The 25,308-nt window shown below is 69.7% G+C and carries 20 protein-coding genes; 5 read left to right on the top strand and 15 right to left on the bottom strand.

Annotation, left to right across the window (positions count from 1 at the left end):
- Window positions 1-879, top strand: coding sequence for an alpha/beta hydrolase (locus FBZ83_RS16905; RefSeq protein ID WP_145685573.1), 879 nt, complete (start codon window positions 1-3; stop codon window positions 877-879).
- A gap of 19 nt (window positions 880-898) precedes the next feature.
- Here FBZ83_RS16905 and FBZ83_RS16900 read toward each other — a convergent pair whose 3' ends face one another.
- The 10 genes from FBZ83_RS16900 to FBZ83_RS16855 all read right to left on the bottom strand — a co-directional run bounded on the left by FBZ83_RS16900 (window position 899) and on the right by FBZ83_RS16855 (window position 15,732).
- A complete protein-coding gene (locus FBZ83_RS16900) occupies window positions 899-2,584 on the bottom strand; it encodes a methyl-accepting chemotaxis protein (protein WP_145685559.1) in 1,686 nt (561 codons plus the stop codon).
- Between the two features lie 232 nt (window positions 2,585-2,816).
- On the bottom strand, window positions 2,817-4,706 hold the full coding sequence (locus tag FBZ83_RS16895; RefSeq protein ID WP_145685545.1) for a response regulator: 1,890 nt from the start codon (window positions 4,704-4,706) through the stop codon (window positions 2,817-2,819).
- 14 nt (window positions 4,707-4,720) lie between these two features.
- Entirely contained in the window at window positions 4,721-7,345 is a 2,625-nt protein-coding gene (locus FBZ83_RS16890) for a hybrid sensor histidine kinase/response regulator (protein WP_247888332.1), read from the bottom strand.
- A 145-nt stretch (window positions 7,346-7,490) separates the two neighbouring features.
- The gene (locus FBZ83_RS16885) at window positions 7,491-9,443 is read right to left on the bottom strand and encodes a response regulator (RefSeq protein WP_145685529.1); all 1,953 of its coding nucleotides are present in this window, start codon (window positions 9,441-9,443) and stop codon (window positions 7,491-7,493) included.
- Window positions 9,444-9,456: 13 nt separating this feature from the next.
- Window positions 9,457-11,544, bottom strand: a complete 2,088-nt coding sequence (locus FBZ83_RS16880; protein ID WP_211101672.1) for a hybrid sensor histidine kinase/response regulator — start codon at window positions 11,542-11,544, stop codon at window positions 9,457-9,459.
- A gap of 51 nt (window positions 11,545-11,595) precedes the next feature.
- Entirely contained in the window at window positions 11,596-12,027 is a 432-nt protein-coding gene (locus FBZ83_RS16875; protein ID WP_145685483.1) for an ArsC/Spx/MgsR family protein, read from the bottom strand.
- Between the two features lie 121 nt (window positions 12,028-12,148).
- Window positions 12,149-13,168: an ABC transporter substrate-binding protein gene (locus FBZ83_RS16870; RefSeq protein WP_145685468.1), complete on the bottom strand. Its 1,020-nt coding sequence runs from the start codon at window positions 13,166-13,168 to the stop codon at window positions 12,149-12,151.
- Window positions 13,169-13,203: 35 nt separating this feature from the next.
- Entirely contained in the window at window positions 13,204-14,013 is an 810-nt protein-coding gene (locus FBZ83_RS16865) for an ABC transporter permease (RefSeq protein WP_145685457.1), read from the bottom strand.
- A gap of 24 nt (window positions 14,014-14,037) precedes the next feature.
- The gene (locus tag FBZ83_RS16860) at window positions 14,038-14,892 is read right to left on the bottom strand and encodes an ABC transporter ATP-binding protein (RefSeq protein ID WP_014240224.1); all 855 of its coding nucleotides are present in this window, start codon (window positions 14,890-14,892) and stop codon (window positions 14,038-14,040) included.
- 102 nt (window positions 14,893-14,994) lie between these two features.
- Window positions 14,995-15,732: an alpha/beta hydrolase family esterase gene (locus tag FBZ83_RS16855; protein WP_186466111.1), complete on the bottom strand. Its 738-nt coding sequence runs from the start codon at window positions 15,730-15,732 to the stop codon at window positions 14,995-14,997.
- Window positions 15,733-16,001: 269 nt separating this feature from the next.
- On the opposite strand from FBZ83_RS16855, the gene FBZ83_RS16850 reads away from it, so the two are divergent.
- Window positions 16,002-16,667, top strand: coding sequence for an ATP-dependent Clp protease proteolytic subunit (locus tag FBZ83_RS16850; protein WP_145678168.1), 666 nt, complete (start codon window positions 16,002-16,004; stop codon window positions 16,665-16,667).
- Between the two features lie 6 nt (window positions 16,668-16,673).
- On the opposite strand, the gene FBZ83_RS16845 is transcribed toward FBZ83_RS16850, so the two are convergent.
- The gene (locus FBZ83_RS16845) at window positions 16,674-17,855 is read right to left on the bottom strand and encodes an aminotransferase (RefSeq protein WP_145685436.1); all 1,182 of its coding nucleotides are present in this window, start codon (window positions 17,853-17,855) and stop codon (window positions 16,674-16,676) included.
- Window positions 17,856-17,957: 102 nt separating this feature from the next.
- A complete protein-coding gene (locus FBZ83_RS16840) occupies window positions 17,958-19,190 on the bottom strand; it encodes a diaminopropionate ammonia-lyase (protein ID WP_145685423.1) in 1,233 nt (410 codons plus the stop codon).
- A gap of 186 nt (window positions 19,191-19,376) precedes the next feature.
- Here FBZ83_RS16840 and FBZ83_RS16835 point away from each other — a divergent pair, with 186 nt between their 5' ends.
- On the top strand, window positions 19,377-19,658 hold the full coding sequence (locus FBZ83_RS16835) for a DUF2312 domain-containing protein (protein ID WP_014240219.1): 282 nt from the start codon (window positions 19,377-19,379) through the stop codon (window positions 19,656-19,658).
- Between the two features lie 107 nt (window positions 19,659-19,765).
- On the opposite strand, the gene fliN is transcribed toward FBZ83_RS16835, so the two are convergent.
- On the bottom strand, window positions 19,766-20,068 hold the full coding sequence (gene fliN, locus FBZ83_RS16830) for a flagellar motor switch protein FliN (protein ID WP_014240218.1): 303 nt from the start codon (window positions 20,066-20,068) through the stop codon (window positions 19,766-19,768).
- Window positions 20,069-20,265: 197 nt separating this feature from the next.
- Between fliN and FBZ83_RS16825 the strand changes: the two genes are divergently transcribed.
- Window positions 20,266-21,108 carry a sulfurtransferase gene (locus FBZ83_RS16825; RefSeq protein ID WP_145685410.1) on the top strand — a complete coding sequence of 281 codons (843 nt, stop codon included), beginning with the start codon at window positions 20,266-20,268 and terminating at the stop codon, window positions 21,106-21,108.
- Between the two features lie 3 nt (window positions 21,109-21,111).
- On the opposite strand, the gene murJ is transcribed toward FBZ83_RS16825, so the two are convergent.
- Entirely contained in the window at window positions 21,112-22,662 is a 1,551-nt protein-coding gene (gene murJ, locus FBZ83_RS16820; protein WP_145685396.1) for a murein biosynthesis integral membrane protein MurJ, read from the bottom strand.
- 170 nt (window positions 22,663-22,832) lie between these two features.
- On the opposite strand from murJ, the gene FBZ83_RS16815 reads away from it, so the two are divergent.
- Complete coding sequence (locus FBZ83_RS16815) at window positions 22,833-23,612, top strand: alpha/beta fold hydrolase (RefSeq protein ID WP_145685385.1); 780 nt, start codon at window positions 22,833-22,835, stop codon at window positions 23,610-23,612.
- 73 nt (window positions 23,613-23,685) lie between these two features.
- Here FBZ83_RS16815 and FBZ83_RS16810 read toward each other — a convergent pair whose 3' ends face one another.
- Window positions 23,686-25,083, bottom strand: coding sequence for a hypothetical protein (locus tag FBZ83_RS16810; RefSeq protein ID WP_247888331.1), 1,398 nt, complete (start codon window positions 25,081-25,083; stop codon window positions 23,686-23,688).
- Window positions 25,084-25,308: the final 225 nt, after the last annotated feature.

Below are 25,308 nucleotides of genomic sequence, written 5' to 3'. Positions count from 1 at the left end.
ATGCCCAAGCTTGAAATCCTCAGCCGCCGCCCTGCCGGACCGGCCAAGCCCGTGCCCCTGCTGTTCGTCCATGGCGCCTTCTGCGCCGGCTGGATCTGGGACGAGCATTTCCTGCCCTGGTTCGCCGAGCAGGGGTGGGAGGCCCACGCCGTGTCCCTGCGCGGCCATGGCGCCAGCGCGGGGCGGGAGCGGCTGAACAGCTTCGGCATCGCCGACTATGTGGATGATGTTCTGAGCGCGGTGGAGTCCTGTTCGACGCCGCCGGTGCTGATCGGCCATTCCATGGGCGGCATGGTGGTCCAGCGGGCCCTGGCCCGCCGGCGCTTCCCGGGGGCGGTCCTGATGGCCTCCGCCCCGCCGCACGGCCTGCTGGAATCCTCGTTGCGGCTGGCCTGGAGCGATCCCTACGTGTTCCAGCAGATGGGCAGGCTGATGACCTTCGCCAACGGCATCGAGGCGGAGGCGGTGCGCCGCGCCATGTTCTCCGACCGGGTACCGCTGGAGCTGGCCAAGCGCTACGAGCCGCTGATGCAGGAGGAATCGCAGCGCGTGCTTCTCGACATCGGCGGCTGGATTCCCTTCCCGCTGCTGCCGGCCCGCGGCGCCCGCGTGGCCGTTCTGGGCGCGGAGGAGGACCGGCTGATCCCCAAGGACCAAGTCGAGGCCACCGCCCGCGCCTTCCGGACGGAGCCGGTGTTCTTCCCGGAGATGGGGCACAGCATGATGCTCGAACCCGGCTGGGAAGCGGTCGCCCGCCACGTCGCGGGCTGGGTGGAGACGACCGTCCTGGGAAAGCCGGCGCAGGAGAAGACGGCTCCGAAGCCGGCAACTCCAAAGACAGCGGCTCCGGATTCGGGCATCCGCGCCGCCGCCGACTGAAAACCCGGCGCCCCGCCGGTCACTGGGTGCGCAGGGTACCCAGGAAGCCGCCGATCTCGCCGTTCAGGGACTCGGACTGCTGGGCCAGTTGCCGGGACGCCTCCAGCACGGCGTAGGCCATCTTCCCGCACTGCCCGGCGGCGGCCGTCACGCCCGAGATGTCCCGCGCCACGTCGCGCGTGACCTCGGCGGCCTGCTGCACGTTGCGGCTGATGGCCTGGGTCGCCGCCCCCTGCTCCTCCACCGCCGACGCGATGATCGTGGCGATCCCGTTCACCTGTTCGATCACCCGCGCCACGCCGCCGATCTCCTCCACCGCCTCGCCGGTGGCGGACTGGACGCCGGCGACCTGGGCAGCGATCTCCTCGGTCGCCTTGGCGGTCTGGCTGGCGAGGCTCTTCACCTCGCCGGCGACCACCGCGAAGCCCTTGCCGGCCTCGCCGGCCCGTGCCGCCTCGATGGTCGCGTTGAGCGCCAGCAGGTTGGTCTGCGCCGCGATGTCGTTGATCAGGCTGACCACGGTGCCGATCCGCCCGACCGCCTCGGCCAGCCCGGTCACCTTGCCGGTGGCGCGCTCCGACGCGCTGACGGCCTCGCGCGCGATCCGCGACGCGTCGGCGACCCGCCGGCTGATCTCCCCCACCGAGCCCGACAGCTGTTCCGTCGCCACCGCGACCGTCTGCACGTTGGCCGAGGTCTGCTCCGTCGCCGACGCCACGGCGCCGGCCAGCCGGTCGGTCTGCCCGGCGGCGCGGGTCATCTCCTGGGCCTCGCGCTCCATCGCCTCGGTTTCGTGCGACACCGACTTCATCACCTCGCCGACGCTCCGCTCGAAGCGCTCGGCAAGGCCGGCGAGAGTGCGGCGCTTGTCCTCCTCGGAGCGATGCAGCGCGGCGGCCTGATCGGCCTCCAGGCGCTTCTTCTCCGCGGCGTTGCCCAGGAACACGCGGGCGGCGCCCGCCATGGCGCCGATCTCGTCGCGGCGGTTCGCCTCGGGAAAGGCGACCGAAAGATCGCCGTCCGCCAGGGCGTGCATACGGACGCTGAGGCTGCGGATCGTGGCGCTGAGCCGCACCCCGACCAGCGCGATCAGGCCGACCGCCGGCACGGCCAGAAGACCGGCCACCGCCAGAACGGTCCACAGCGTGCTCAGGAAGGCGCTGCGGATGTCGTCGATGAAGACGCCCGTCCCGATGTAGATGCCCCAGGGCTGGAAGGTCTTGATGTAGGACAGCTTCGCCGCCGTCTCGTCGCTGTTCGGGGCGACGTTCCAGAAATATCCGTAGGTGCCCTCGCCCGAGGCCTTGGCGATGCGCGCCATGTCCATCAGGATCGGCGCCCCCTTGGTGTCCTTCACGCCGGAGACGTCCTGCCCCATCAGCTTCGGGCTGGGATGGGCGAAGCCGAAGCCGTCCAGCGTGATCGCGAACAGATACTCCTGCCCGCCGTAGCGCATGGCGAGGAGCGACCGCTTGAAGCGGGTCTGCGCCTCTTCCCGGGTGATCTGCCCGGCGGCGGCCTCCGCCTCGTAGGCGGCGGCCATGCTGTGCGCCGCCTCCACCATGAAGCGCAGGGACTGGACGCGGTCCGCGTGCATGCGCTGGTAATTCAGCCAGAGGCCGGCGCCGACGATGGCCGCCGAAGCGACGCTCGCCAGCGCCACCAACCCCCACAGCTTCGAGCGGATGGACACATTATCGAACATGACAACCCTTCCGACAAATCCGCGCCAACGGGCGGTGGCGCGCGGGCCGTTCCTTTGCCGGAATGCTATCGAAGCAATCGTGACTCATTTGTTAATAGTTTTACTCAATTCTCCTCAAAGAAATTCAAACAACTTCAGAACAACCATCGAGATTGTTTTGACGCTCGCGCCTGGAAATTGATAACCCACAGGAGACATAAAAGAATGCCGCAACCAGCTTTGGTTGCTCCGCTCACGCGCCGGGGGCCGATTTTTGGGTCAGGACGAGAAAGACCTTTTCCTCGAGCTGCTCCGGGGTGAAGGGCTTGGCGATGTAGGCGCTGACGTTGTGGGCCAGAGCCCGCTCCACCGCCTTCAGCGTGGCGAGCGCCGTCACCATCAGGAAGGGCAGATCGCGCCGCACCTCGCGCACCCGGCGCAGCACGTCGAGGCCGCTGGCCTTGGGCATCATCCAGTCGCAGACGATCAGGTCGTACGCCCCGTCCCCGGCCAGCCGGAGCAGCGCCTCCTGCCCGTCCGCCGCCGTGTCGATGTGGCCGATGCCGAGGTCGCGCAGCACCGATTCGACGAAATGGCGCGGCCCGTCCTCGTCATCGACGACCAGGACGCGGATGGCGCCGAGGTCGATGAAGGGCACGCCGACCACCCCGAGCGCCCCACGCATCCAGGAGGCGCGCGCCGAACGCTCCTTGCCGCCCGTGGCACCCAACAGGAAGGAGCGCACGAAGCGTGGCCGGTGCACCTGCCGGTACAGCGCCTTGGCGACCGCCGCCCGGCTCTTGCCGCGGCAGAAGGCGCCGTCGCCGGCCAGCCGGACCATTTCCAGAACGGTGTCGGGGTTCGGCTCGTCCTTGCCCTGGAGGGGGCTCAGCAGCCGCTGGGTGCGGATGAAGGCGTTCTGGATCTCGTCGATCTGCCCGGCCATATGCTCGCGGACGTCCTCCGCGAAGGCGCTGTCGAGCACGAGCTTCTGGACCTCGGCCAGCCCCTTCAGCTTCTCGGTCTTCTCCTTCCAGCAGTCGAGCAGGCGCCCGGCGAAGTCCCGCCCGTCGAAGAACTGCGTCAGATAGCCGTTCACCGCCCGCTCGGCGCTCGGCGACAGCGGCATCCTCTGCAGGACGAACAGGATGCGGAGCTTCTGCATCAGCGTCCGCCCCTTGGTGATCTCGGGCAGCGTGTCCTCGTTGACGAGCAGCGCGCTGCGCCGCTGGAGCGCCGCCTCCGTCCGGGCGCCGCCGAAATAGCCCTCCCCCGTGCGCAGGCGCTGCGACACCTGGCTCAGCGCCATGATCTCCCGCTGCACCGCCTCCACCCCGAACAGGTCACCGGCGCTGGTGATGGTGAAGCGGTCGGGCTTCGACAATTCGCGGCGCAGCGCGACGATCAGGCTGTCGCTCAGCACCGGCATGGCCGTGCGGCGGACCAGTGTCTCGAGACTCCGGAAGACCGGCGGCGCCTCTTCGGACAGCGGCTTGTCCCCGGCGATCAGCGTCACGATCATGTCCACCCGGTCCACGAACGGCGCGTCCAGGGAGCAGGAGGCGGTGCCGGTGTCGCTGCGCAGGATCTCGCCGAGCAGCCGGTCGAGCGGCGCCAGCGCGTCGGCGTCCTCCAGGCCGTCCGCCAGTTCCAGCAGGAGCCGCGCCTTCTCGGCGAAGCTGCGGCCCTGGTACAGATGCGTGGTCAGCGCCGCATCGACCATGAAGCGCCCGGTGAAGGCGTCGCGGGCGGCGATCAGCCGCTCCGCCGTGGCGGCGTAGGTGGCCGGAGTCAGGTCCGGCGGCTGGGCGTCCTTCAGCCGCTCGCGGGTCACCCGGGCGACCTCGTTGACCAGGGCGGTCAGCGCGCCCTTGCGGTCCATGGCCCGTTCCGCCTGCTGCAGGATGGCGACGAAGGTCGGGATGTTGGACAGGCTCTGCTGGTGGCGGGGGGAGTGCAGAAGCTCGGTCGGCGTCAGCGCGTTCTCGTCGAAGTAGCGCTGGCAATGCCGGCCGATGCTGTCGCGGCCTTGCGGGGCGTAGAAGTCCTCCGGGGTCCGGCAGACGGCGGTGTCGCTCCCGCCATCCGTGTCCAGGTCACGACCGCTATCCCGGCCGTCCGCGATGCTCTGGTCCGATGCCATGCCCTAACCCCGTCTCATTCGGCCAGCAGCCCGCGCACCGCCTCGATCAGGCGGTCCGGGGCCACTGGCTTCATGACGATCCGGCGGCCGGGCTGTGCCGTCATGTCCGCCGCCGTTTCATGGGACGCGTAGCCCGTCAGGAAGAGGATGCGCAGGTCGGGGTTGCGCTCCGCCAGGGCGCGGCTCAGCTCCAGCCCGTTCATCCGCGGCATCGACATGTCGGACACCACGGCGTCGAACAGCCCGCCGCATTCGTCCCAGCGCTCCAGCGCGTCCAGCCCATCCACCGCCTCGGTCACCGTACAACCGGCCTCCTCCAGCGCCAGCCGGACGTAGGTGCGGACGGCCTCCTCGTCGTCCACCAGCAGGATGGCGGCCCCCTCGTCCTCGCCCAGCCCCAGCCCGTCCGCCAGCGAGCCGGCCGGAGCGGGAGCGGGAACCGCGGGCAGATGGATGGAGAAGACGCTGCCGCGCCCGTCCGGCCCGGCCTCCATCTCCACGGCCCCGCCGGCCTGCTGGGCGGTGCCGTAGACCATCCACAGGCCGAGCCCGGTGCCCTTGCCCGGCTCCTTGGTGGTGAAGAAGGGTTCCCAGATGCGGTCGCGCACCGCCTCCGGCACGCCGCAACCCTCGTCGACGACCCGGATCACCGCGTAGCGCCCGTGCGCCAGCGCACCGTGCCGCCCGAAGAAGCCGGCGTCCGGCAGGGCGCTGTCCAGCGCGATGGTCAGCCGCCCGCCGTCCGGCATGGCGTCGCGCGCGTTGAGGGCGAGGTTCAGGATCGCCTGGTTCAGCATCACCGGGTTGGCGACGGCGTGGGCGTCCCCGTCGCCGATGCGGATGTCCAGGTCGATGCCGGCGCTCATCAGCGGCTTCAGGAAGACCTTCAGGTCACGCACCAGCGGCGCCAGCGCCACCACCTCCGTCTCGTCGGACGGGCGACGGCGCGAGAAGTCGAGAAGCTGAGCGGTCAGCGCGGCGGCCCGGTCGGAGGCTTTGGCGATCTCCCGCACGCAGGTGGTGACGCGCGCCGGGTCATCCGGCGCCCGCTCGGCCAGCCGGGCAAATCCGCCGATGGCGGTCAGCATGTTGTTGAACTCGTGGGCGATGCCGCCGGCCATGCGGCCCACCGCCTCCATCTTCTGCGATTTCTGCAGCTCCGCTTCGGCGCGGCGGCGCTCGGTCACGTCGTTCAGCACCAGGAGAACCGCCGCCTCCCGCTGATAGACCGCTGGGAAGGCGCCGATCTCCACATGGCGCTGCTCGCCGGACGGGCGGGCGATCGCGCATTCCACGCGCTGGTGGTCGCCCTCCGCTCCCAGCCCGAGCCGCGTCGTCACGGTCTCCGCCTCGACGATGAAGCGGTTGAGGTCCACCCCCTCCAGCCCGCCGCTGCCGCCCACCCCCAGGATGGACGCCGCGGCGGCGTTGCCGAAGCGGATGGCCCGGCGGTCCCAGATGACGATGCCGTAAGGCGCCAGCTCGACCAGCTGGCGGTAGCGCTTCTCGCTCTCGCTGAGCGCGCTGACGGTGGCCTCCAGCCGCTCGGTCTGGCCGGCGAGCTGCTCCTCGCGCCGCTTCAACTCGGTGATGTCCATCAGGATTTTCACGATGCCGCCGGAGCCGGTGGCGTGCTCGCTGATGCGGTACCAGCGCCCGTCGGACAGGCGGCCGTCGACCGGATCGGTGTGCAGCAGGTGGCGCTTCATCCGCTCGGCGATCCAGTCGGCCATCTCGCGGTCGTCGCCCTCGTACCCGCCGCGCTCGGCGGCGGCGCGCAGGATGTCCTTGAAGGCGGTGCCGGGCACCAGCACGTCGGCCAGATTCGGGTAGGCGCTGCGGTAACGCTCGTTGCAGAAGATCAGGCGGTCGTCCGGGCTGAACAGCACGAAGCCCTCGGAGATGCTGGACAGCGCGTCGTGCACCACCGACTGCATGAAGCGCGCCTCGACCAGGGCCAGGGTCTCCGCGGTCGTCTCGATGCCGGTGCCGCGGTAACCGGCGAACCGCCCGTCCGCGTCGGTGAAGGGCTGGGCGCTGATGCGGAAGACGCGGGTGTCGCCCGCCCCGTCGCGCAGCGTGACCTCCAGGTCGCGGAAGGTCCGCCCGGCCTCGATGTCGGCCAGATGGTCCAGCCAGGTGTCGGTGTCCTCGACCAGCGCGCCGAGGTCGAGCAGCGAATCGCCAAACACCGGCGCCGGGTCGCCGCCGAGAATTTCCGGCAGCCGTTCGGACACGTAGGTGTAGCGGTGGTCGGCGGCGCTTTCCCAAAACCAGTCGGACGCGGCCTCGGCGAAATCGCGGAAGCGCTGTCGGCTGGCCGCCAGTTCCTCGTTGGCGGCGCGCAGCAGGCGGGCGGAACGGTCCAGCGCCGCCGCCGCCGCGCGGGCGCGGCGCACCGACAGCACGGCCAGCGCCGCCATCGCCAGCGTCATCACGCCGAGCGGCAGCATCAGCCGGTCGCGCCCCTCCTCCGGCATCATCACGGCCAGCAGGCCGGCGGCGCCGAGCATGAGGAACAGCAGGTCGGTCAGCCCGGCCGGCCCGCGGCGCGGCGCGGCGTCCCCGGCCGGCCGGGCGGCACGGACGTCGCGGTCGGTGTCGGTGGGGGGCAGCGGGCCCCGGCCGGAAAGATCCACGGAGCCCCGCTCCATCGTCATGGGTGTACCATCGCGCAAGGCGCGACGCGCATAGACCCGTAATAGGTGGGGAGCCGTTAACAGCCGGTTTCGCTGTTCGCCTTCGTACGAACGGATTCTACCGTGAGCATACGATTTCCACCGCTCAGCGCCGGTTCACCAGAACCAGGATCTTCTCCTCGAGCTGTTCGGGAGAGAAAGGCTTGGCGATGTAGGCGGTGACGTCGTGGGCCATGGCCTCCTCCACGGCGATGATGGTGGCGAGCGCGGTGACCATCAGGAAGGGCATGTCCGGACGCACGGCGCGGACCAGCTTCAGGAACTCCAGCCCGGAAAGGCGCGGCATCTTCCAGTCGCAGACGATGAGGTCGAAGGCGCCCTGCCGCTCCTCGAAGCGGGTCAGCGCCTCGCGCCCGTCCTGGGCGATGGTCAGCTCGGTGATGCCGAGGTCGCGCAGGATCATCTCGACATAGGCGCGCGCCGCCGGCTCGTCGTCGGCCAGCAGGACCCGCAGCGTGTTCATGGCGCGCATCGGCAGGCCGGCATCGGCCAGCGTGGCGAAGAACTGGGCGAAGCGCTCGGCCCGCTGTTCCGTCGCGTCCTTGCAGCGGGCGAGGTAGCCGCGCAGGAAGGCGGTGGAGCGGACATGGTGCCCGACCAGCTCGCGCGCCGCCGCCACGCATTTCCCCTCGGTGAAGGCGCCCTCGGCGAGCAGGCTGGCGAACTCCATGACCTCGTCGACGTTGGGCGGGCGGTCCTTGGCGATGCGGGCGAAGACCTTGTTGGTGCGCAGGAAGGTGTTCTGGATCTCGTCGAGCATGCGGACGTAGCGCTCGCGCAGTCCGTCCGGCAGGGTGGAACGCGCCACGCGCCGTTGCAGGTCGGCCAGCGCCTTGATGCGGGCGCGCGGCGTGCGGGCGGTCTCGAACAGGCGCTGGGTGAAGTCGCGGGCCTCGAGGTGGCGGCGCAGATGGGCGACGATCATGCGCCGGCTGCGCTCCCCCGAAACCGCCCCCTCGAAGGCCAGCAGGTCGACGATGCGGGCGTAGTGGCTCTTGGCGTGCAGCACCGCCTCAAGCCGCGCGCCGGACAGCAGCAGCGCCACCCGCCGGTCGATCAGCCGGGTCGTGCGCTCGCCGCCGATTACCCCGCCCATCACCGCCAAGCGGGAGGACAGCAGGCTGATCGCCGACAGCTCGTCCAGCACCGCCGCGACGCTGTTTGGCTCCGCCTTGGTGCCGGACAGCGGCGCGTCGCCGAGCAGGGCGTGGTGAACCCCGGCCTCGAGCCCCAGCCGGGCGGCGCGCGCCTGATGGCGGGCGACGAAGGCGGACAGGCGGTGCAGAACCGCCGGGGCGTCGGGGTGGGACGGCGCCTCGCCCCGCCAGACCATCGCCATGGCGTCGAGCACGCCGCGCAGCCCGTCCGCCCAGCCGAACAGCGCCTCGACCACCAGCCCGTTGGCCAGCATCTCCCCGACGATCTGGTCGAGGATGGCGATGCCCTCGCCGGACAGCCCGTCCCCGTCGAGCGAGAGGATGCGCACCAGCCGAAGCTCGTGGTTGCGCCCCTCCCCCAGCCAGGCGGACAGCCAGCAGTCGATGGTGTGGCGACCGGCGAAGCCCGGCGTCCGCGCCATGGTCTGGGCCACGGTGGCGGCGAACTGCTTGGCGTCGATGGACAGGGCGGTGCCGCTGTGGGCGCGCCGGGCGGTGACGGCCAGAACCTCCTGCTCCAGCCGCTTCAGCTCCTCCAGCCGCATGGCGGGGGAGCGGCGGCCGGGGCGCGCCTGCCGCTGGGCCACCCGCTCCAGCACCTGGGCGCGCCGCGGCCAGTCGAGGAAGGAACGCTGCGGCTCGACCTTGTGCAGGAACTCGGTGGGCGTGATGCCGCGCGCCTCCAGGAACTCCGCCAGCTCCTCCGCGATCAGGAATCGCGCGGCGGGGGCGAAGATCTCCTCGACGCGGACGCAGACGGCGGCCTCCGGCGACTCCGTCGGCGCGTCGCCGCTCAGTTCGCCGAGAAGCGCGTCGACGTCGTAGACGCCGATGGGAATGCCGTCGGTCGAGAGGGTGGAGGACGGCGGAACGGCGCTCATCGATGCCCCGCCATCAGATCAGCAGCGCGTGGATCGTGTCGGCCAGCTCGTCCGGGTTGATCGGCTTGCGCAGGAAGACGGTGCGGCACCGGTCGATCAGAGGGTCCGCCAGCGGATCAGCCAGCAGGTCGTCCAGGCTTTCCGTCTCCGGCGGGTAGCCGGACATCAGGACGGTGGGCAGGTCCGGATTCTCCCGGCGCAGCGCGCGCGCCACAGACGCCCCGCCGAGCTGCGGCATCACGAGGTCGGTCACCAGCAGGTCGAAGGCCCCGCCATGGTCGGCGTAGGCGCGGAGAGCCTCGGTGCCGTCGGCGGCGCAGACCACCCGCATGCCCATGTCCTCCAGCGTCAAGCGGATGAAGTCGCGCACCTGCGTCTCGTCCTCGACGAGCAGGACGGTGGCGGCCATCGACAGCCCCTCCATCTCGTCGTCCGCCGCGTCGAGGAGGAACGCGTCGTCCAGGCCAGGGGCGTCCGCGTCCTGCGGTTCTGCGACGTCCTCCGTCGGCAAGCGGAGCGTGAAGACGGTGCCGCGCCCCAGCTCCGTGTCCACCTCGACGTCGCCGCCGGCCCGCGCGACCGTGGAATAGACGAGCGCCAGCCCCAGCCCGGTCCCGGCCCCCGGTTCCTTGGTGGTGAAGAAGGGTTCGAAGATGCGGTCGATCACCGCCGGGTCGATGCCACAACCGGTGTCGGCAACGGTGATGGTGACTCCGAGATCGTCCGTCCGCTCCACCACGATGGTGATCGGCCCACCCTCCGGCATGGCGTCGCGGGCGTTGAGCACGAGGTTGAGCAGCGATTGGTGCAGCAGAGCCGGATCGATGGTCACCAGCGTCCCACCGCCCGCGCCGCCGACCCGCAACGGGTGGCGCTCGCCGAGTGTCGGGCCGAGGAAGCGGCGCAAGTCGTCGATCACCGCACCGACGCGCACGGGACGCGCAGCGTCGGTCTGGCCGGGCCGCCCGAAGCTGAGAAGCTGGGCGGTCAAGCCGGAGGCCCGGTCGGTCGCCTTGACGATCTCGGTCAGGCACTGCTCGACCCGCGGGCGGTCCTGCGGGGCGCGGCGGGCCATCTGGGCGAATCCGCCAATGGCCGTCAGCATGTTGTTGAACTCGTGGGCGATGCCTCCGGCCAGCTGGCCGATGGCCTGCATCTTCTGCGCCTGCTGGATGGCGCGTTCCGCCTGCTTGCGCCCGGTGATGTCGATGAGGACGAGGAACCACGCCGCCTCTCCCTCGACCGCGAAGGGGTGGATGCCGACCTCCAGCTCGCGCAAGGCCCCCTGCGCGGTGACGAAGCGGGCCTCGACCGGCGGCGGGGCTTCCAGACCGCTGCCGGGCGGGGGCAGCCAGTCGAACAGGCGCTGCACCCCGTCGAACTCCGTCGCCTCGACCAGCGGGATGCGCAGCATGGCGTCGGGATCGCCGCTGCCCAGGATCAGCGCGGCGGAGCGGTTGGTGAAGCGCAGCCGCAGCCCGTCCCAGATCAGGATGCCGTAGGGCGCCATTTCGACCAGCCGGCGGTAGCGCGCCTCGCTGTCGGCCAGCGCCTCCTCGTGGCGCTTCAGCGCGGTGATGTCGGTGAGGATCTTGACCACGCCGCCGAATCGCGTGGCGTGCTCGCTGATGCGGTACCAGCGCCCGTCACCGAGCTGGTGGTCGCTCGGCGGCCCGCTGCGGGTGTGGCGGTTCAGCCGCTCGGCGATCCAGTCGGACGGGTCGCCGAGATCGTCGCCGGCCGCCCCCCGCTCCACCGCGACCCGCAGCAGGTCGGCGAAGCGGACGCCGGGAACCAGATGGTCGGACAGCAGCGGGTAGGCGGCGCGGTAGCGGTCGTTGCACAGCACCAGCCGCCCGTCGGCGCCGAACAGCACGAAGCCTTCGGACACGCAACCGATGGCGTCGGACAGCAGCGCACGGAAATGGGCCTCGCCCTCGCCCGGATGATGGCTCGCCGGGCTCTCCACGACGGCGTCGAGCCGGTCGCGCAGCGCCCGCAACGGCTCCCGCAGATGCGTCAGCGAACCGGGCGGCACGGCGGAGAGCCGCGCGCCCAGGGTGTCGAGGAGTTCCGCAAGCTCTTGGTCGGGCCGGTCCATAGCCCGGCATTCAACCATTCCCCCCGGTCCCCCCGCCAGTTGATTCCGCGCTCAGCCCTGCTTCGGGAAATGGTGGTGTCCGTGGTCGCAGACGCCGCGCGAATGCTTGTCGTCGCAGCTTTCGCCGGACGCGGTCAGGCCGATCCAGGCGTGCAGCGTGTTGGGGTCGAATCCGGCCTTGCGCTCCGCCCCGACCTGGAGAAGCGGGCGGCGGATCAGGTCGCGGTCGGCCAGCAGGGCGGCCAGCGCCGACTCCTCGTCGAGCTCGTCGGGCTTCATGGCGCCGGTCTTCACGGCGGCGGCGCGGCGGTTGAACCAGTCCTCGACCGGACGGTCCTCGAAGAAGGGGCGCAGGGTTTCGGCGGTGAGGGGCTCGGCGGCCAGATCGCGCTCCACCAGCGTGTGGCCGGCGGCCTGGAGTTGAAGCTTCTGCTTGGCGTTCGCCGTGCAGCCGGACAGACCGTAAAAGATCACTTCCGTCATGGGGTTGGTGCTCCGCATCGAAACAGGACGAATTAAGTCCAGTCTAGCGGCGCGGGGACCGGGGGTGCCGGTGACGGAATGTCGCACCCCCGGATTGTCGAGCGGCTTGGCTGTTCGCCAATCACTTGATGCGCTTCAGTGAGTCCTCGACGTAGGCGTTCGTGTAGGTCTTGGACAGGTCGATGTCCGTTGCCACCACCGCCTTGTCGAAGGCCTTCAGCACCTTGTAGGCGGCCTCCGCCCCCTCCTGGGAGAAGCGGCCGTCGGGCGAGTAGGTCGGCTTCGAATGCTCGAAGGCTTGGGCGTAGAGCGTCTGGTTGCCGAGGAAGTATTCCGGCGGCAGAACCTTCAGGACGTCCTCGGTCTTCGCCTGATCCAGCCACTTCAGCGTCCGCACGAAGACGTCGACCAGCGCCTGGGTGGTCTTCGGGTTCTCCTTGATGAAGGCCGGCGTGGTGTAGAGCACCGCCGCCGGGTACGGCCCGCCGTAGGTGTCCAGCGTGCCCTTCTCCGTCCGGGTGTCGGCGATGGTGGTGACGTCGCCGTCAGCTTCGAGCTGGCTGATCACCGGGTCGAGGTTGGCGATGGCGTCGATCTCGCCGCGTTTCACCGCGGCCACCGCGCTGGGGCCGCCGCCGACGCCGATGAAGGACACATCCTCCGGCGTCATGCCGTGCTGGGTCAGCAGGTAGTTGACCATGAAGTTGGTCGAGGAGCCGGGGGCGGTCACGCCGATCTTCTTGCCCTTCAGCTCCTTGATCGACTTGATCGTGCCGGCCTTGTTGACCGCGGCCAGAACGATGCCCGGATAACGGCCCAGCAGGGCGACGGCGGTGATCGGCTGGCCCTTGGCCTGCATTTGCACCGTGTGGTCGAAGGCGCCCGTCACGATGTCCGCCGAGCCGCCGACCAGCGCCTGGAGGCTCTTGGCGCCGCCGCCGAAGTCGTTGATCTCGACGTTCAGCCCGGCCTCCTTGAAGTAGCCGAGCCGCTCGGCCACCGTCAGCGGCAGGTAATAGAGCAGCGGCTTGCCGCCGACCGCCAGCTTCAGGTCCTTCTTCTCGACCTGCTGGGCGTTCGCCCCGCCGATGCCGAAGGCCAGGACCACCGCCGCGGCGGCGATCACGCTTTTCATACGCATGGCTTCCCTCCCAAGTTTCTTTCTATATGGCGCAGTCATCCCTGCGCGTTGGTCGTCTGCGCCTCCTGCGGGCGCCAGTGCAGAAGGCGTTTCTCGATGATGGTCACCACGGCGTCGATCACCACGACGAAGATCGTCAGCACCAGCATGCCGGAGAAGACGCCGACCGTGTCGAACACCCCCTCCGCCTGATGGATGCGGTAGCCGAGGCCGGCGGCGGAGCCGAGATACTCGCCCACCACCGCGCCGACCATGGCGAAGCCGACCGCGGTGTGCAGGCTGGAAAAGACCCAGGACAGGGCGGACGGCAGATAGACGTGCCGGAACAGGTGCCGGTTGCTCGCCCCCAGCATCTTCGCGTTGGCCAGCACGACCGGGCTGACCTCCTTCACGCCCTGGTAGACGTTGAAGAAGACGATGAAGAAGACCAGCGTCACCCCCAGCGCCACCTTCGACCAGATGCCGAGGCCCAGCCACAGCGCGAAGATCGGCGCCAGCACCACGCGGGGCAGCGCGTTGACCGCCTTGATGTAGGGGTCGAAGACGATGGAGACCAAGGGCGCACGGGCGAACCAGAATCCGAAGGCGATGCCCGCCACCGTCCCGATGACGAAGGCCAGAGCGGTCTCCAGAAGCGTGATGCCCAGGTGGTACCAGATCACCCCGGACGCGAAATCGCTCCAGGTGCGCTCCAGCACCGCCAGCGGCGTGCCGAAGAAGAAGGGGCTCAGGATCTTCGTCGCGGTCAGGACGTGCCAGATCAGGAAGAATCCGATCAGCACGGCGACCTGCAGCAGCAGGATCACCGGGCGGCTCGGCAGGCGTTTCACACGGGCCACGGCCATGGGGTCCTCACGTCGGCTTGGACGTCATTTCAGTTTGGTTTGGGCGTAGCCCTTCAGCACTTCCTCGCGCAGCTGCCCCCAGATTTCCCGGTGCAGGTCGAGGAAGCGCGGCGTCATGCGAATCTCCGCCACGTCGCGCGGGCGCTCAAGATCCACCCGGTACTCGCCGATCAGCCGGGCGCCGGGGCCGGCGGACAGCACCAGAACCCGGTCGGACATGGAGATGGCCTCCTCCAGGTCGTGGGTGATGAAGACGACCGACTTGCGGTCCGCCGACCACAGGTCCAGCAGTTCGTTCTCCATCAGCTGCCGCGTCTGGATGTCGAGCGCCGAGAAGGGCTCGTCCATCAGCACGATCTTGGGATCGACGATCAGCGTCTGGGCCAGCGCCACCCGCTTGCGCATGCCGCCGGAGAGCTGGTGCGGGTAGCGGTCGCCGAAGCGGTCCAGCCCGACGCGGGCCAGCCAGGGGCGCGCCCGCTCCTCCGCCTCGCGCCGCGGCACGCCACGGAACTCCAGCCCGGCGGCGACATTCTCCAGCGCCGACTTCCAGGGCATCAGCGCGTCCGCCTGGAACATGTAGCCGGCGTGCGGATTGATGCCGTCGACCGGCTCCCCGAAGGTCAGGGCGCGTCCGGCGCTGGGGGCGAGAAGCCCCGCCGCGACGTTCAGGATGGTGGATTTGCCGCTGCCGGTCGGCCCGACGATGGACACGAACTCCCCCGCGGCGACCGACAGGGTCACGCCCTGGACCGCCGTGTAGGTCTGCCCGCGTCCGTCGGGCGATGGAAAGGTGCAGGTCACGCCGTCCAGGCGGAGCGCGGCCTTGTCCGCCCCCTCCGTCCGCAGGGCGGCCGCCACGGCGGCGCTGTCTGACATCAATGCGTTCCGTCCCTGATGGTCGTTTTCACGGCATCTTGGCGGAATGAGGCGGCCTCGGCAATGGCCACAGCCAACAATTGTCGCCGCGGACGACGCAACTCAGTCCAGCCGCGCGAAGAAGGCCATGATCGCCGCCCCCACCCCTTGCGGCCATTGATGCGGGTAGAAGCGCCCGTTGCGCGTGCGGTCGTCGGCCAGCGGACACCACAGAACCGGGTTCTCCTCGCCTTCGGCACCATAGCGCCTGCAGTTGAAACGGTGCGGCTCGTCCGGCTCGCTGCCCGTCGGCAGGCCGTCCTGGGCCAGCAGCGCACGACGCAGGCGCAGGGCTTCGGAGACCGGCACCTGCTCGTCGCGCGGGTTGTGCAGGACCATGGCGGCGACCGGCCCACCACAGTTCTTGGGCCGCGCGGACCCGCCGCCGAGGCTGGCCAGCCCGCGGATCACCCCGCCCCGCGCGCAGGCGAGGCTGTTGGCGAAGGACCCGCCCAGCGAATGGCCGACGACGAACACCCGGCCCATGTCGATGCAATAGCTCGCCGCCATGCTCTCCAGAACGGCGTCGAACAGTCGGAAATCGCGCAGCCGGTCCGGCGGGTCACCGGGGTCGGACCAGACGTTCAAGCCACGGGAGTCCTTCAGGCTGGCCGGATAAACGACGATCGCCGGCTCCCCCTCCTGCCCTTCCAAGCCGAAGTAGCGCCGCACCTCGGCGTTGCTGTTGGTCCGCCCGTGGAAGGCGACGACGAGGCTGAACGGACGGTCGGGACGGTAGCCCTCCGGCACGGCCACGATCACGCCGCGCGCCGCCCCGTCCAGGGTCACATGGTCGGGCACCGTTGCCGGAGCCGGCGCTCCGCAGCCGCGCGATAATTGTTGCGGCGCCATATTATTAACCAATTCCGCCGATAAGCCCTGAAAGGCCCACAGAATCAGCATGGTCGCAGCGCAAAATGCGCAAATTTGTTTCACCAGTCACAGCCCAGACGATCGCCTTCCTCCATAAACAGTCTGCGGCGAGGGACGTTGCACCTTTGGGCAGGCTTGGCGTTAACCATCACGCAAGCATTTCCCGGCACCCTCCTTCCCAGAGCAAGGAGGTTTCGATGCCGGTTCGCGCGACTGCACGCATGATGGTTCTGGGGCTGCTGCTGGCCGTCGGCTCGTCTGGGGCCGCGACCGCCGACAGCCTGTCGGTGAACCGTCCGAACCCGGCGCCGGCGCCCGCCGCCTCCGACTTCCCCGACGCCACGCTGGTCCGCGTCGATCAAATGGACTCCACGACGCTGCGACTGGACGGCATCATCACCCCGGCCGTGGAGCAGCGCTTCTCCGACGCGCTGCGCAGCGTTCCGGCCGGCCAGCCTGTGGTGGTCGAACTGTCCAGCCCCGGCGGCTTCACGACCGCTGGCTACCGCATGATCGACCTGATGCTGGCGGAACGGCAGGCGGGGCGTGCCGTCGCCACCCGCGTGGCCGGCGGGCAGTCCTGCGAGAGCATGTGCGTCGGCCTTTATCTGGCCGGCTACCCGCGCTACGCCGCCCCGACGGCCGAGTTCATGGTGCACGCCCCGCGTCTGGCGGAGAACGGCCGCATGACGCTGCGCTCGACCGACCAGATGGTGAAGCGTCTGGTCGCGCTGGGCGCCGCCCCCGCCTGGATCGAGCGGGTGCGGGCCGCCGGCGGTTTCTCCGGCAGCCTCGACTACCGCGACAACGCCGATCATCTGGCGGCGGTGGGCGCCAACATCGTCACCCACCTGATCCGCTGACGTTCGTTACGCTTCACTTTCCACAAGGCGCCGGGCGATCTCCGGCATGACCGCCGCGTCGACGTTGGCGAAGGCGAAGCGCAGGTAATCGTCCTGGCCCGGACCGAACATGGAGCCGGGCAGGCACAGGATGTTGTGATCGCGGGCCAGCCCCTCGGCGACCTCGTGGGCGCGCTTGCCGGCGAAGGGATGCCGGACATAGGCGAAATAGGCCCCGATGCTGGCGATGCGGTACCCGGTGCCGCTGGCCTCCATCGCTGATTGGAAGGCATGGACGCGGGCCAGGATGTCGCCCCGCTTCTCCGCCACCCAGCCGTCAAGATTCTCCAGCCCGAACAGCGCCGCCTTCTGCCCGACATGCGGCGCGCAGATGGCGAGGCAATCCATCACCTTGCGCGCCTGGGACAGCAGGCCGGCGTCGGCGATCACCGCGCCGACCCGATAGCCGGCAAGGCTGTAGACCTTGGAGAAGCTGTAGAGCTGGACCAGAGTCCGCCGCCAGCCGGACCGCTGGAACAGCCCATGCGGCGCCCGCCCCTCCCAATCCGGAAAGTCGCGGTAGGTTTCGTCGAGCAGCAGCTTCACGCCGCGCCGCTCGCACAGTTCGTAGAGCGCCGCGATGGCGTCGGGCGAGGCGATGGCGCCGGTCGGGTTGTTGGGGGAGATCAGCACCAGCGCGCGGGTGCCGGCGTCGATCAGCCGCTCGGCTTCCGCCGGGTCGGGGATCAGCCCGTTCTCCTCGCGCAACGCCAGCGGCCGGGCCTCGATCCCCAGCATGTCCAGCGTCATCTTGTGATTGAAGTACCAGGGGGCGGGCAGGATCACGTTGTCGCCGGCCCGCGCCAGCCCCATCACCGCCACCGCGAAGGCTTGGTTGCAGCCGGCGGTGATGAGCACCTCGTTCGCCGCGACCTCGCCGCCATAGAGCGATCCGGTGCGCCGGGCCAGCGCGGCGGTCAGCGGCGGAATGCCATCGATGGCGGTGTAGCGCGCTGTGTCCGGCGCCCGCACCTGCTCCGCCAGATGGGCGGTCAACGCGTCGGCGGGCGGATAGCCGGGCACCGCCTGACAGAGGTCGATCAGCGGCTTGTCCACCGGAAAGTTGCGGCCCTCGACCCAGCGCCACGCCTCGGCGATGGGCGGGGCCTCGGTGGCGGCGACGAGCGGGTTGACGTCTCTGCGGTCCATTCCCTGATGTCCAGTCTGCGGGGTCCGATTTTTATGGGGTGCCATGGTGGACGCCCCGCCGGGCTCACGCAAGGGACCAGAACGGGGGGACGCGCAGGACGGTCAGGCGCCGCCCAGCACCGCGTCCGGCTTGAGGCCCACCAGGGACTCATAGACCTCGGGGTCGGTCGCCCCTTCCGATCCGAAGACCAGCACGCGGGCGTCCGGGGCGAGGCCCAGGCTGGCGCGGGTCGCCGGGTCCGCTGCGGCGCAGAGCAGGCCGGCCAGACCGGCCACACCGGACTCCCCGCCCACGATGGACCGTCCGCCGTGCCGCCCCTCGGCCAGCAGGCGCATGGTCGCCACCGCCGCGTCGTCGGGGATGGTCAGGAAATCGTCGGCCCCGCGCTCCAGGATCGCCCAGGCGAGCAGGGACACTTCCCCACAAGCGAGTCCGGCCATCAGCGTCTCCAGATCGCCCTTGGACGGTGTCGGGCGGCCGTTGACGGCGCTCTGGTACAGGCAGTCGGCGGCGTGCGGTTCCACCACCACGAAGCGCGGGCGCTGGCGGCCCCAGCTTTCCCACAGATGGCCGCAGACCGCGGCGGGCAAGGCCCCCACCCCGCCCTGCACAAAGACGTGGGTCGGGCGCTCGCTGGCCGGAAGCTGGCCGATCGCCTCCTCCACCATCACGGTGTAGCCCTGCATCACGTCGCGCGGGATGTCCATGTAGCCGGTGTAGGAGGTGTCGGAAACGACGTGCCGGCCATGCTCCCGCGCGTCCGCCGCCGCCTGCCGCACCGCGTCGTCGTAGTTGCCGGTCACGCGGACGACGCGGGCGTCGAAGGACTCGATCGCCTGCTGCCGCCCCTGCGAGCAGTTGCCGGGAATGTAGATGACGCAGCCGCAGCCGAACACCTGGGCGCCCCAGGCGACGGAGCGGCCGTGGTTGCCGTCGGTCGCCGTGGTCACCGTGATGTCGCGGGTCACCTTGGCGTAGCGCCCGACCACCAGATCCAGCGCGGTCACCGGCACGCCGGGCACGCGGGCCTGCACCTCCCGCACCAACAGGCGCAGCACGGCGTAGGCGCCGCCCAGCGCCTTGAAGCTGTGCAGGTTGAAGCGGCTGCTTTCGTCCTTGTACCAGATGCGGTCGATGCCGGCGGCGCGGGCCAGCCCGCTCAGCGAGCGCAGCGGGGTCGGGGCGTAGCCCGGCCAGGCGCCGATCTCGCTCATCGCGTCCTGGAAGGCGGAGCGGCTCAGGATCGCCCGCTCGGCGGAGCCGTAGGGCTGGTCCGTGTCGGCGCGCGGATTCGAGAAGAGACGCGGGGCGCCAAGCGGCGGCAGGTCGGACATCGTGTTCGCTCTCCAGACCGCAGGGACGGCCGCAGCCACGAAAGCATTGCCGGCCACGCCGCGTCAAGCCACGCGCGTTGTCCCCGGACAAAGCGCCGCGAGCTGTGCTAACAGCGCCTCCCCCCGCGGCCCGGCCATGGCGCCGGAGGCCGCGGGGTCCCCGTTCCTGAAGGAGATGGTACCGTCGTGACGACCGGTTTCAACACCACCGCCGCCGACCAGCTGAAGCAGTTCGCCGACCGCATGGAGCGGTTGATGGACGAGATCGACGGCCTGAAGGCCGACCTGAAGGACCTGCGCAGCGAGGTCAAATCCGCCGGCTTCAACATCAAGGCGCTCGACAAGCTGGTCGCCATCCGCCGCAAGGACGCCGGCGAGCAGGAGGCCGAGTTGCTGAACGACCTGATGCTCTATGCCCACGCCACCGGCACGCCGCTGGACATCGTGGTCCCCGAACCGGCCGAGTGACGCCGTAAGGATCGTTGCGAAGCCGCAACATGAATGTTCCGGGAGCGCAACATGACGTTTCGCTCCCGGAACATGTCATTGCGCAAGCGCATCAAAGCGCCAAAACCTTAGCGCTTCCACTCGCGGCTGGATTTCACGAAGTCGGTCAGGGTGACGCCGATCTTGTCGTCCACGATGACGACCTCGCCGCGGGCGACGAGCACACCCTCCACATAGACGTCGGTCGGGTCCTTCAGGTGCCGGTCCAGTTCCACAACGGCGCCGCGGCCCAGCTTCAGAAGGTCGCGGACGCGCAGCATGGCGGTGCCGATGACCACCTTGATCTCGACCGGCGCGTCGCCGATGGCGAAGGCGTCGCTGCTCATGTCGTCGGACGAGCCGGCGCCCAGCAGATCGTCGATGTTGGCCATGCCGCACTCCTTACACCCCGGGTCATCGGACCCTTCCAACCGACTAGAGTTACCGCACCGGGCGCGCCGGGGCAACGGCGACCGTCGCAACGCCCTGCGACAAGGATGGGAAACAACAGCGCAGATTTGGTTTTCCTGCGCCGCCTTGTGTTGATACCCTGCCTGCCCGACCTGAAACCAGCCGCGAAGGCAGAGCCATGACGACCGAATTCCAACGCCCGCTGGTCGACAGCGCCTGGCTGAAGGGCGCCCTCAACCGCCCGGACCTCGTGATCCTCGACGTGCGCACGCCGCCGTCGGGCGGCTTCATCCCCGGCTCGATCCATTCCGACTACGCGAAGGCCGGCTGGCGGGCGACGGTGGACGGCGTTCCGGGCCTGCTGCCCGAAACGGCCGTTCTGGAAGGGCTGATCGGCGGGATGGGGATCGGCAACGGTGACCACGTCGTGCTGGTCGCCAGCGGCCTGAGCGCCGCCGACATGGGGAACGCGACGCGCGTCTATTGGACCTTCAAGACGCTCGGCCATGACCGCGTGTCGGTGCTGGACGGCGGCTTCGCCGCCTGGAGCGACGCCGGACATCCCGTCGTCACGGCCGCCGCCACCCGCCCCGCCGCAACCTTCACCGCGGCCCCCCGCGAGGACCTGCGCGCGCCCCTGCCCGTGGTCGCGGCGGCGGTGGCCGGCGGCTCCGTCCCGCTTCTGGATTCCCGCTCCGCCGAGCAGTTCGAGGGCAAGGCCAAGAGCCCACAGGCCCGCGTTCCGGGCACGCTGCCGGGGGCGGTGCTGATCGAGAATGGCGCCTTCTACTCCGCCGCCGAGAAGCGCTTCCTCCCCGCCGACGCGGTGAAGGCGCTGGCGGATCGGGCCGGGACGGGCAATGCCACGATCACCTTCTGCAACACCGGCCACCTCGCCTCGGTGTCCTGGTTCGCGCTGAGCGAGGTGGCGGGGATCGACGGGGTCCGGCTCTATGACGGGTCGATGTCGGAATGGACCGCCGACCCGGCCCGCCCTGTCAAGAACGGGCCGGCGGCGTAACCATCAAGCGCTCTTGCGGCGCCGGCGGAACCGCCCGAGATCCGACCGGCGCAGCAGGCCCAGCGCGACCGCCAGCAGCGCGTAGACCAGCAGACCGGCAAGGCCCAGCAGCACCAGCCCGCCCAGGCGCTCGAACAGCCCATGGGCGGTCAGCCAGGGCGACAGCTGGGTCTGCACCAGCCACAGCGTGCCACCCATGGCGAGCGCCGCGATGGCCATGCGCGGCAGGTTACGCAGCAGCCGGGCATCGGCCTTGAACAGCCCGCGCCGGGTCAGCAGCCACGCCAGCAGCCCGGCGTTGACCCAGGCGGCGACGGAGGTCGCCACCGCCAGCCCCACCTGCGCCAGCGGCCCCATCAGGGCCAGCTTCAGCGCCACGTTGACCGCCGTCGCGGCCAGCGCCACCCGCACCGGGGTCGCCGTGTCGTGCCGGGCGTAGAAGCCGTTGACGAGGCTGCGGATCACCACGAAGGCCGGCAGGCCCAGCGCGTAGGCCTGCAAGGTGGCGGCGGACTGCGCGGCGTCGGTCGGGCCGAAGGCGCCGTGTTGGAACAGCACCGACACGATGGGCAGGCCGGCGACCAGGAAGGCGGCGGCGGCCGGCAGGGTCAGCACCAGCGACAGCTCCACCGCCCGGTTCTGACTCTCCACCGCGCCCGGCTCGTCCCCGCCCTTGATGCGCCGGGCCATTTCCGGAAGCAAGACGGTGCCCACCGCGATCCCGATGACGCCCAGCGGCAGCTGGTTCAGCCGGTCCGCGTAATAGAGGTAGGACACCGCGCCGGTGGGCAGCAGCGAGGCGATCAGCGTGTCGACGAACAGATTGATCTGCGTAAGGCCGGACCCCAGCGCCGCCGGCCCCAGCACCGTCAGGAAACGCTTCACGTCGGGCGTGAAACGCGGCAGGGCCAGACGCAGCCCCATCCCGGCCCGGCTCGCCTCCCAATACAGGTAGAGGAACTGCGCCAGCCCGGCGGCGAAAACGCCCCAGGACAGGGCGTGACCGACCGTGGGCAGCAGCGGCGCGGCCAGCACCATCGCCGCGATCAGGCACAGGTTGAGCAGGATTGGCGCCGCCGCCGCCGCCCCGAACCGCCCCATGCTGTTCAGCACGCCGGCCAGCAGCGATTCCAGCGAGATGAACAGCAGGTACGGAAAGGTGATGCTGGTGAACAGCACGGCCAGCCGGAACTTCTCCGGCTCGTCGGAGAAGCCCGGCGCAAAGACCGTCATGAACTGCGGCATGATCGCCAGGATGCCGGCCAGGAACAGAAGCTGCACCGCGAGCAGCAGGCTCATCACCTCCTCGGCGAAGCGCTTGGCGGCGGCCTGCCCGTCCTGCACCAGCTTGGCGGAGAACAGCGGCACGAAGGCGGAGTTGAAGGCACCCTCCGCGAACAGGGCACGGAAATGGTTGGGCAGCCGGAACGCCACGAAGAAGGCGTCGGCCACCGGCCCGGCGCCGAGCAGCGCTGCGGTCAGGACGTCGCGCAGGAAGCCAAGGACGCGGCTGACCAGCGTCAGCCCGCCGACGGACAGGATGTTGCGGAGCACGGTGGTACGGTCCTCTGATGGGCGGCGCCATCCTAGCGTTTTCCCCGCCCGCGTCACGCCTTTCGGCATGCCGGCCCGTGTGGAATTTGAAGGCGGTGGGCGGAAACGGTCTGCTAGGATCGGCGCCCACCCATTGCCCCATCCTCCATCTTCAGACAAGCGGAACGTCCATGGCCCAGGGTCTTCCCCTCACCTATCTGGAAGCCGGCGAAGCGAACGGCGGCACCCCCCTGCTGGTCCTGCACGGCCTGTTCGGGTCGGCGCGCAACTGGCAGACCCTGGCGAAGCGCTTCGCGGAGCGGCACCGGGTCTATGCGCTGGACCTGCGCAACCACGGCGGCGCCCCATGGTCGGACGAGATGACCTACCCGGCGATGGCCGAGGACGTGCTGCGCTTCCTCGACGACCGCGGCTTCGCGCGGGCGTCGGTGGTCGGCCACTCCATGGGCGGCAAGGTGGCGATGACGCTGGCGCTGACCCATCCCGACCGGGTGGAGCGTCTGGCCGTCGCCGACATCGCGCCGGTCGCCTACACCCACACCCACGCTCCCTTCGTGGCGGCGATGAAGCAGGCCAAGCTGGAAGGCTGCACCCGCCGTTCGGAGGTCGAGGCGCAGCTGGTGGATGCGGTGCCGGAAGCCCCCCTGCGTTCCTTCCTGCTGCAGAATCTCGTTCTGGAGCAGGGGTCGTTTCACTGGCGGATCAACCTCGACGCCATTGGCGCCCGCATGAGCGACCTGATCGGCTTCCCGGATCTGGGCGACGCCCGGTACGACGGCCCCACCCTGTTCATCGGCGGCACCCGCTCCGACTACATCGTGCCGGAGACCCACGCCGCCATCCGCCGCCACTTCCCCAAGGCCGCCATTGAGATGATCGAGGGCGCCGGCCACTGGCTGCACGCCGAACGCCCCCAGGAGTTCGCCGCGCTGGTCGAGGCTTTCGCGTAAGCCCGTACGGTCAAAAAAAGAAACGGGGGCCGCGAAGGCCCCCGTTTCCGCATGCTGGCGATGCGATGTCGGCTCAGAGCGCGCCCTGACGGGCTCCGGTCTTGGCGGCCGGGCCGGCGGACTGGTTGAAGGCGTCGCGCAGGTAGGGCGATAGCGCCTGCCGCATCGTGCGCAGCCACTCGTGGATGATGATCAGCGAGCGGGAGGCGACCGGCGGGGTCATGCCCAGCTTCACCAGATCCTCGCGGGTCATCTGCGCCACCTCGTCGATGCGGTGGCCGGTCAGGCGAGCCCAGGCCGGGGCCGTGCAGGGCGCCATGGAGATGACCTCCACGCCCTCGCGCTCGACCATCTCCGCCTTGCGGCGGGCGTACTGGCTGTCGTCGAGCTGCGAGAAGGGACCGGAGAATCCGTTCTCGACGAGGACGCGCTTGGCCTTCGGGGCGATGGTGGCGATGCGCTCCAGCGTGTTCATGCCGGTGGACAGCGAGGCCAGATCGACGGTGACCGGAACCATGAAGGTCAGCCGCTCGCCCTCGCCGACATAGTAGTCGAAGCCCGACACCTCGGCCCAGTTGAAGAACCACTGGGAGATGTTGCCGCCGAAGTCGAAGAGGCGGCCGCCGCGCTGCAGCTCCGGCCCGATCTGGTCCCAGAACTCGTAGAAGCCATCGCCCGACCCCATCATGTTCATGAAGTCCTGGGTGATGCGGCGGTGCTCGACCACCTCCGGACCGAACAGGCGGTTCAGGCGCTCGTTGACCTCATATTCGACGACCTTGAGCTGAAGGCCTTCGAGCATGGCGGTCGCCATCAGGTGATGGGACAGCAGCGTCTTGCCGACGCCACCGCGGTCGTTGAGAACGAAGATGGTGCCCAGCATGCGATCGCCTTTCCAGGGTCTGTTCGATGTCGAATCTTGAGGTGTTGAAACGTTAAGGTCCGGAGCTTTGAGGATCGGAGCCTGTGTGCGAGAGACGTCCGGAACCGGGGCCGGAGTCGCTTCCTCCGGCACAGCGGCGGGCGCCGGCTCCGGAACGGGGATCGGCTCCGGTTCGGGACCGGGAGAAGAGTCCGGCACGCCGGCTTCCGGCGGACCGTCGGCCGCGCCGTCCGGTTCCGGTGTTTCGGGTTCCCGTTTTTTGGATTCCGGTGTGTCGGGTTCCGCCGCCTCGGGTGGTTCCGCCACATCCACAGCCGCATCCGGCTGGCCGGCGGCCAGGGCGGCGCGGTGCACCGCGTCCAGCGTTTCGCGCGGGGTCGCCCCGCCCGCTTCTTCCCCGTCCGCACCCCCGTCGCGCGCCTCGTTCCCCACGAGGAAGAAGGCGGAGCGCAGGGTGACGGGCGAAATCGGCTGGTTGTCGCGGGCGGTGACGCCCAGCTTCGCCAGCACATCGGAGATGTCCGCCCAGGACAGGCCGCGCTCGCGCATCAGGCCGATGTCGGCGTAGCTTTCGCGGACGGCCTGCATGGCCGAACGGTTTCCAGTCGGACGATCGGCAAGGAGCCGTTCCAGTTCCGCGCGATCAATCGACACCGTGAGTACCCGGCATGCGTGGTTCTGGGGAGGGGTGGGTAGGATTTGTGATACCGCAGGATTCCGTTCCCCCCGGTGCGGAAAAAATAGTACAAGCGATTGGGGTGCGCAAACGGTTTCCAACCATGTTCAACCGCATTAAACCTGTGACACGGCAAC

It is taken from the genome of Azospirillum brasilense (assembly GCF_007827815.1).
GTDB classification, from domain to species: domain Bacteria; phylum Pseudomonadota; class Alphaproteobacteria; order Azospirillales; family Azospirillaceae; genus Azospirillum; species Azospirillum brasilense_C.
The sequence above is the reverse complement of the archived record's forward strand: the minus strand, read 5'-3'. Positions and strand labels throughout refer to the sequence as shown.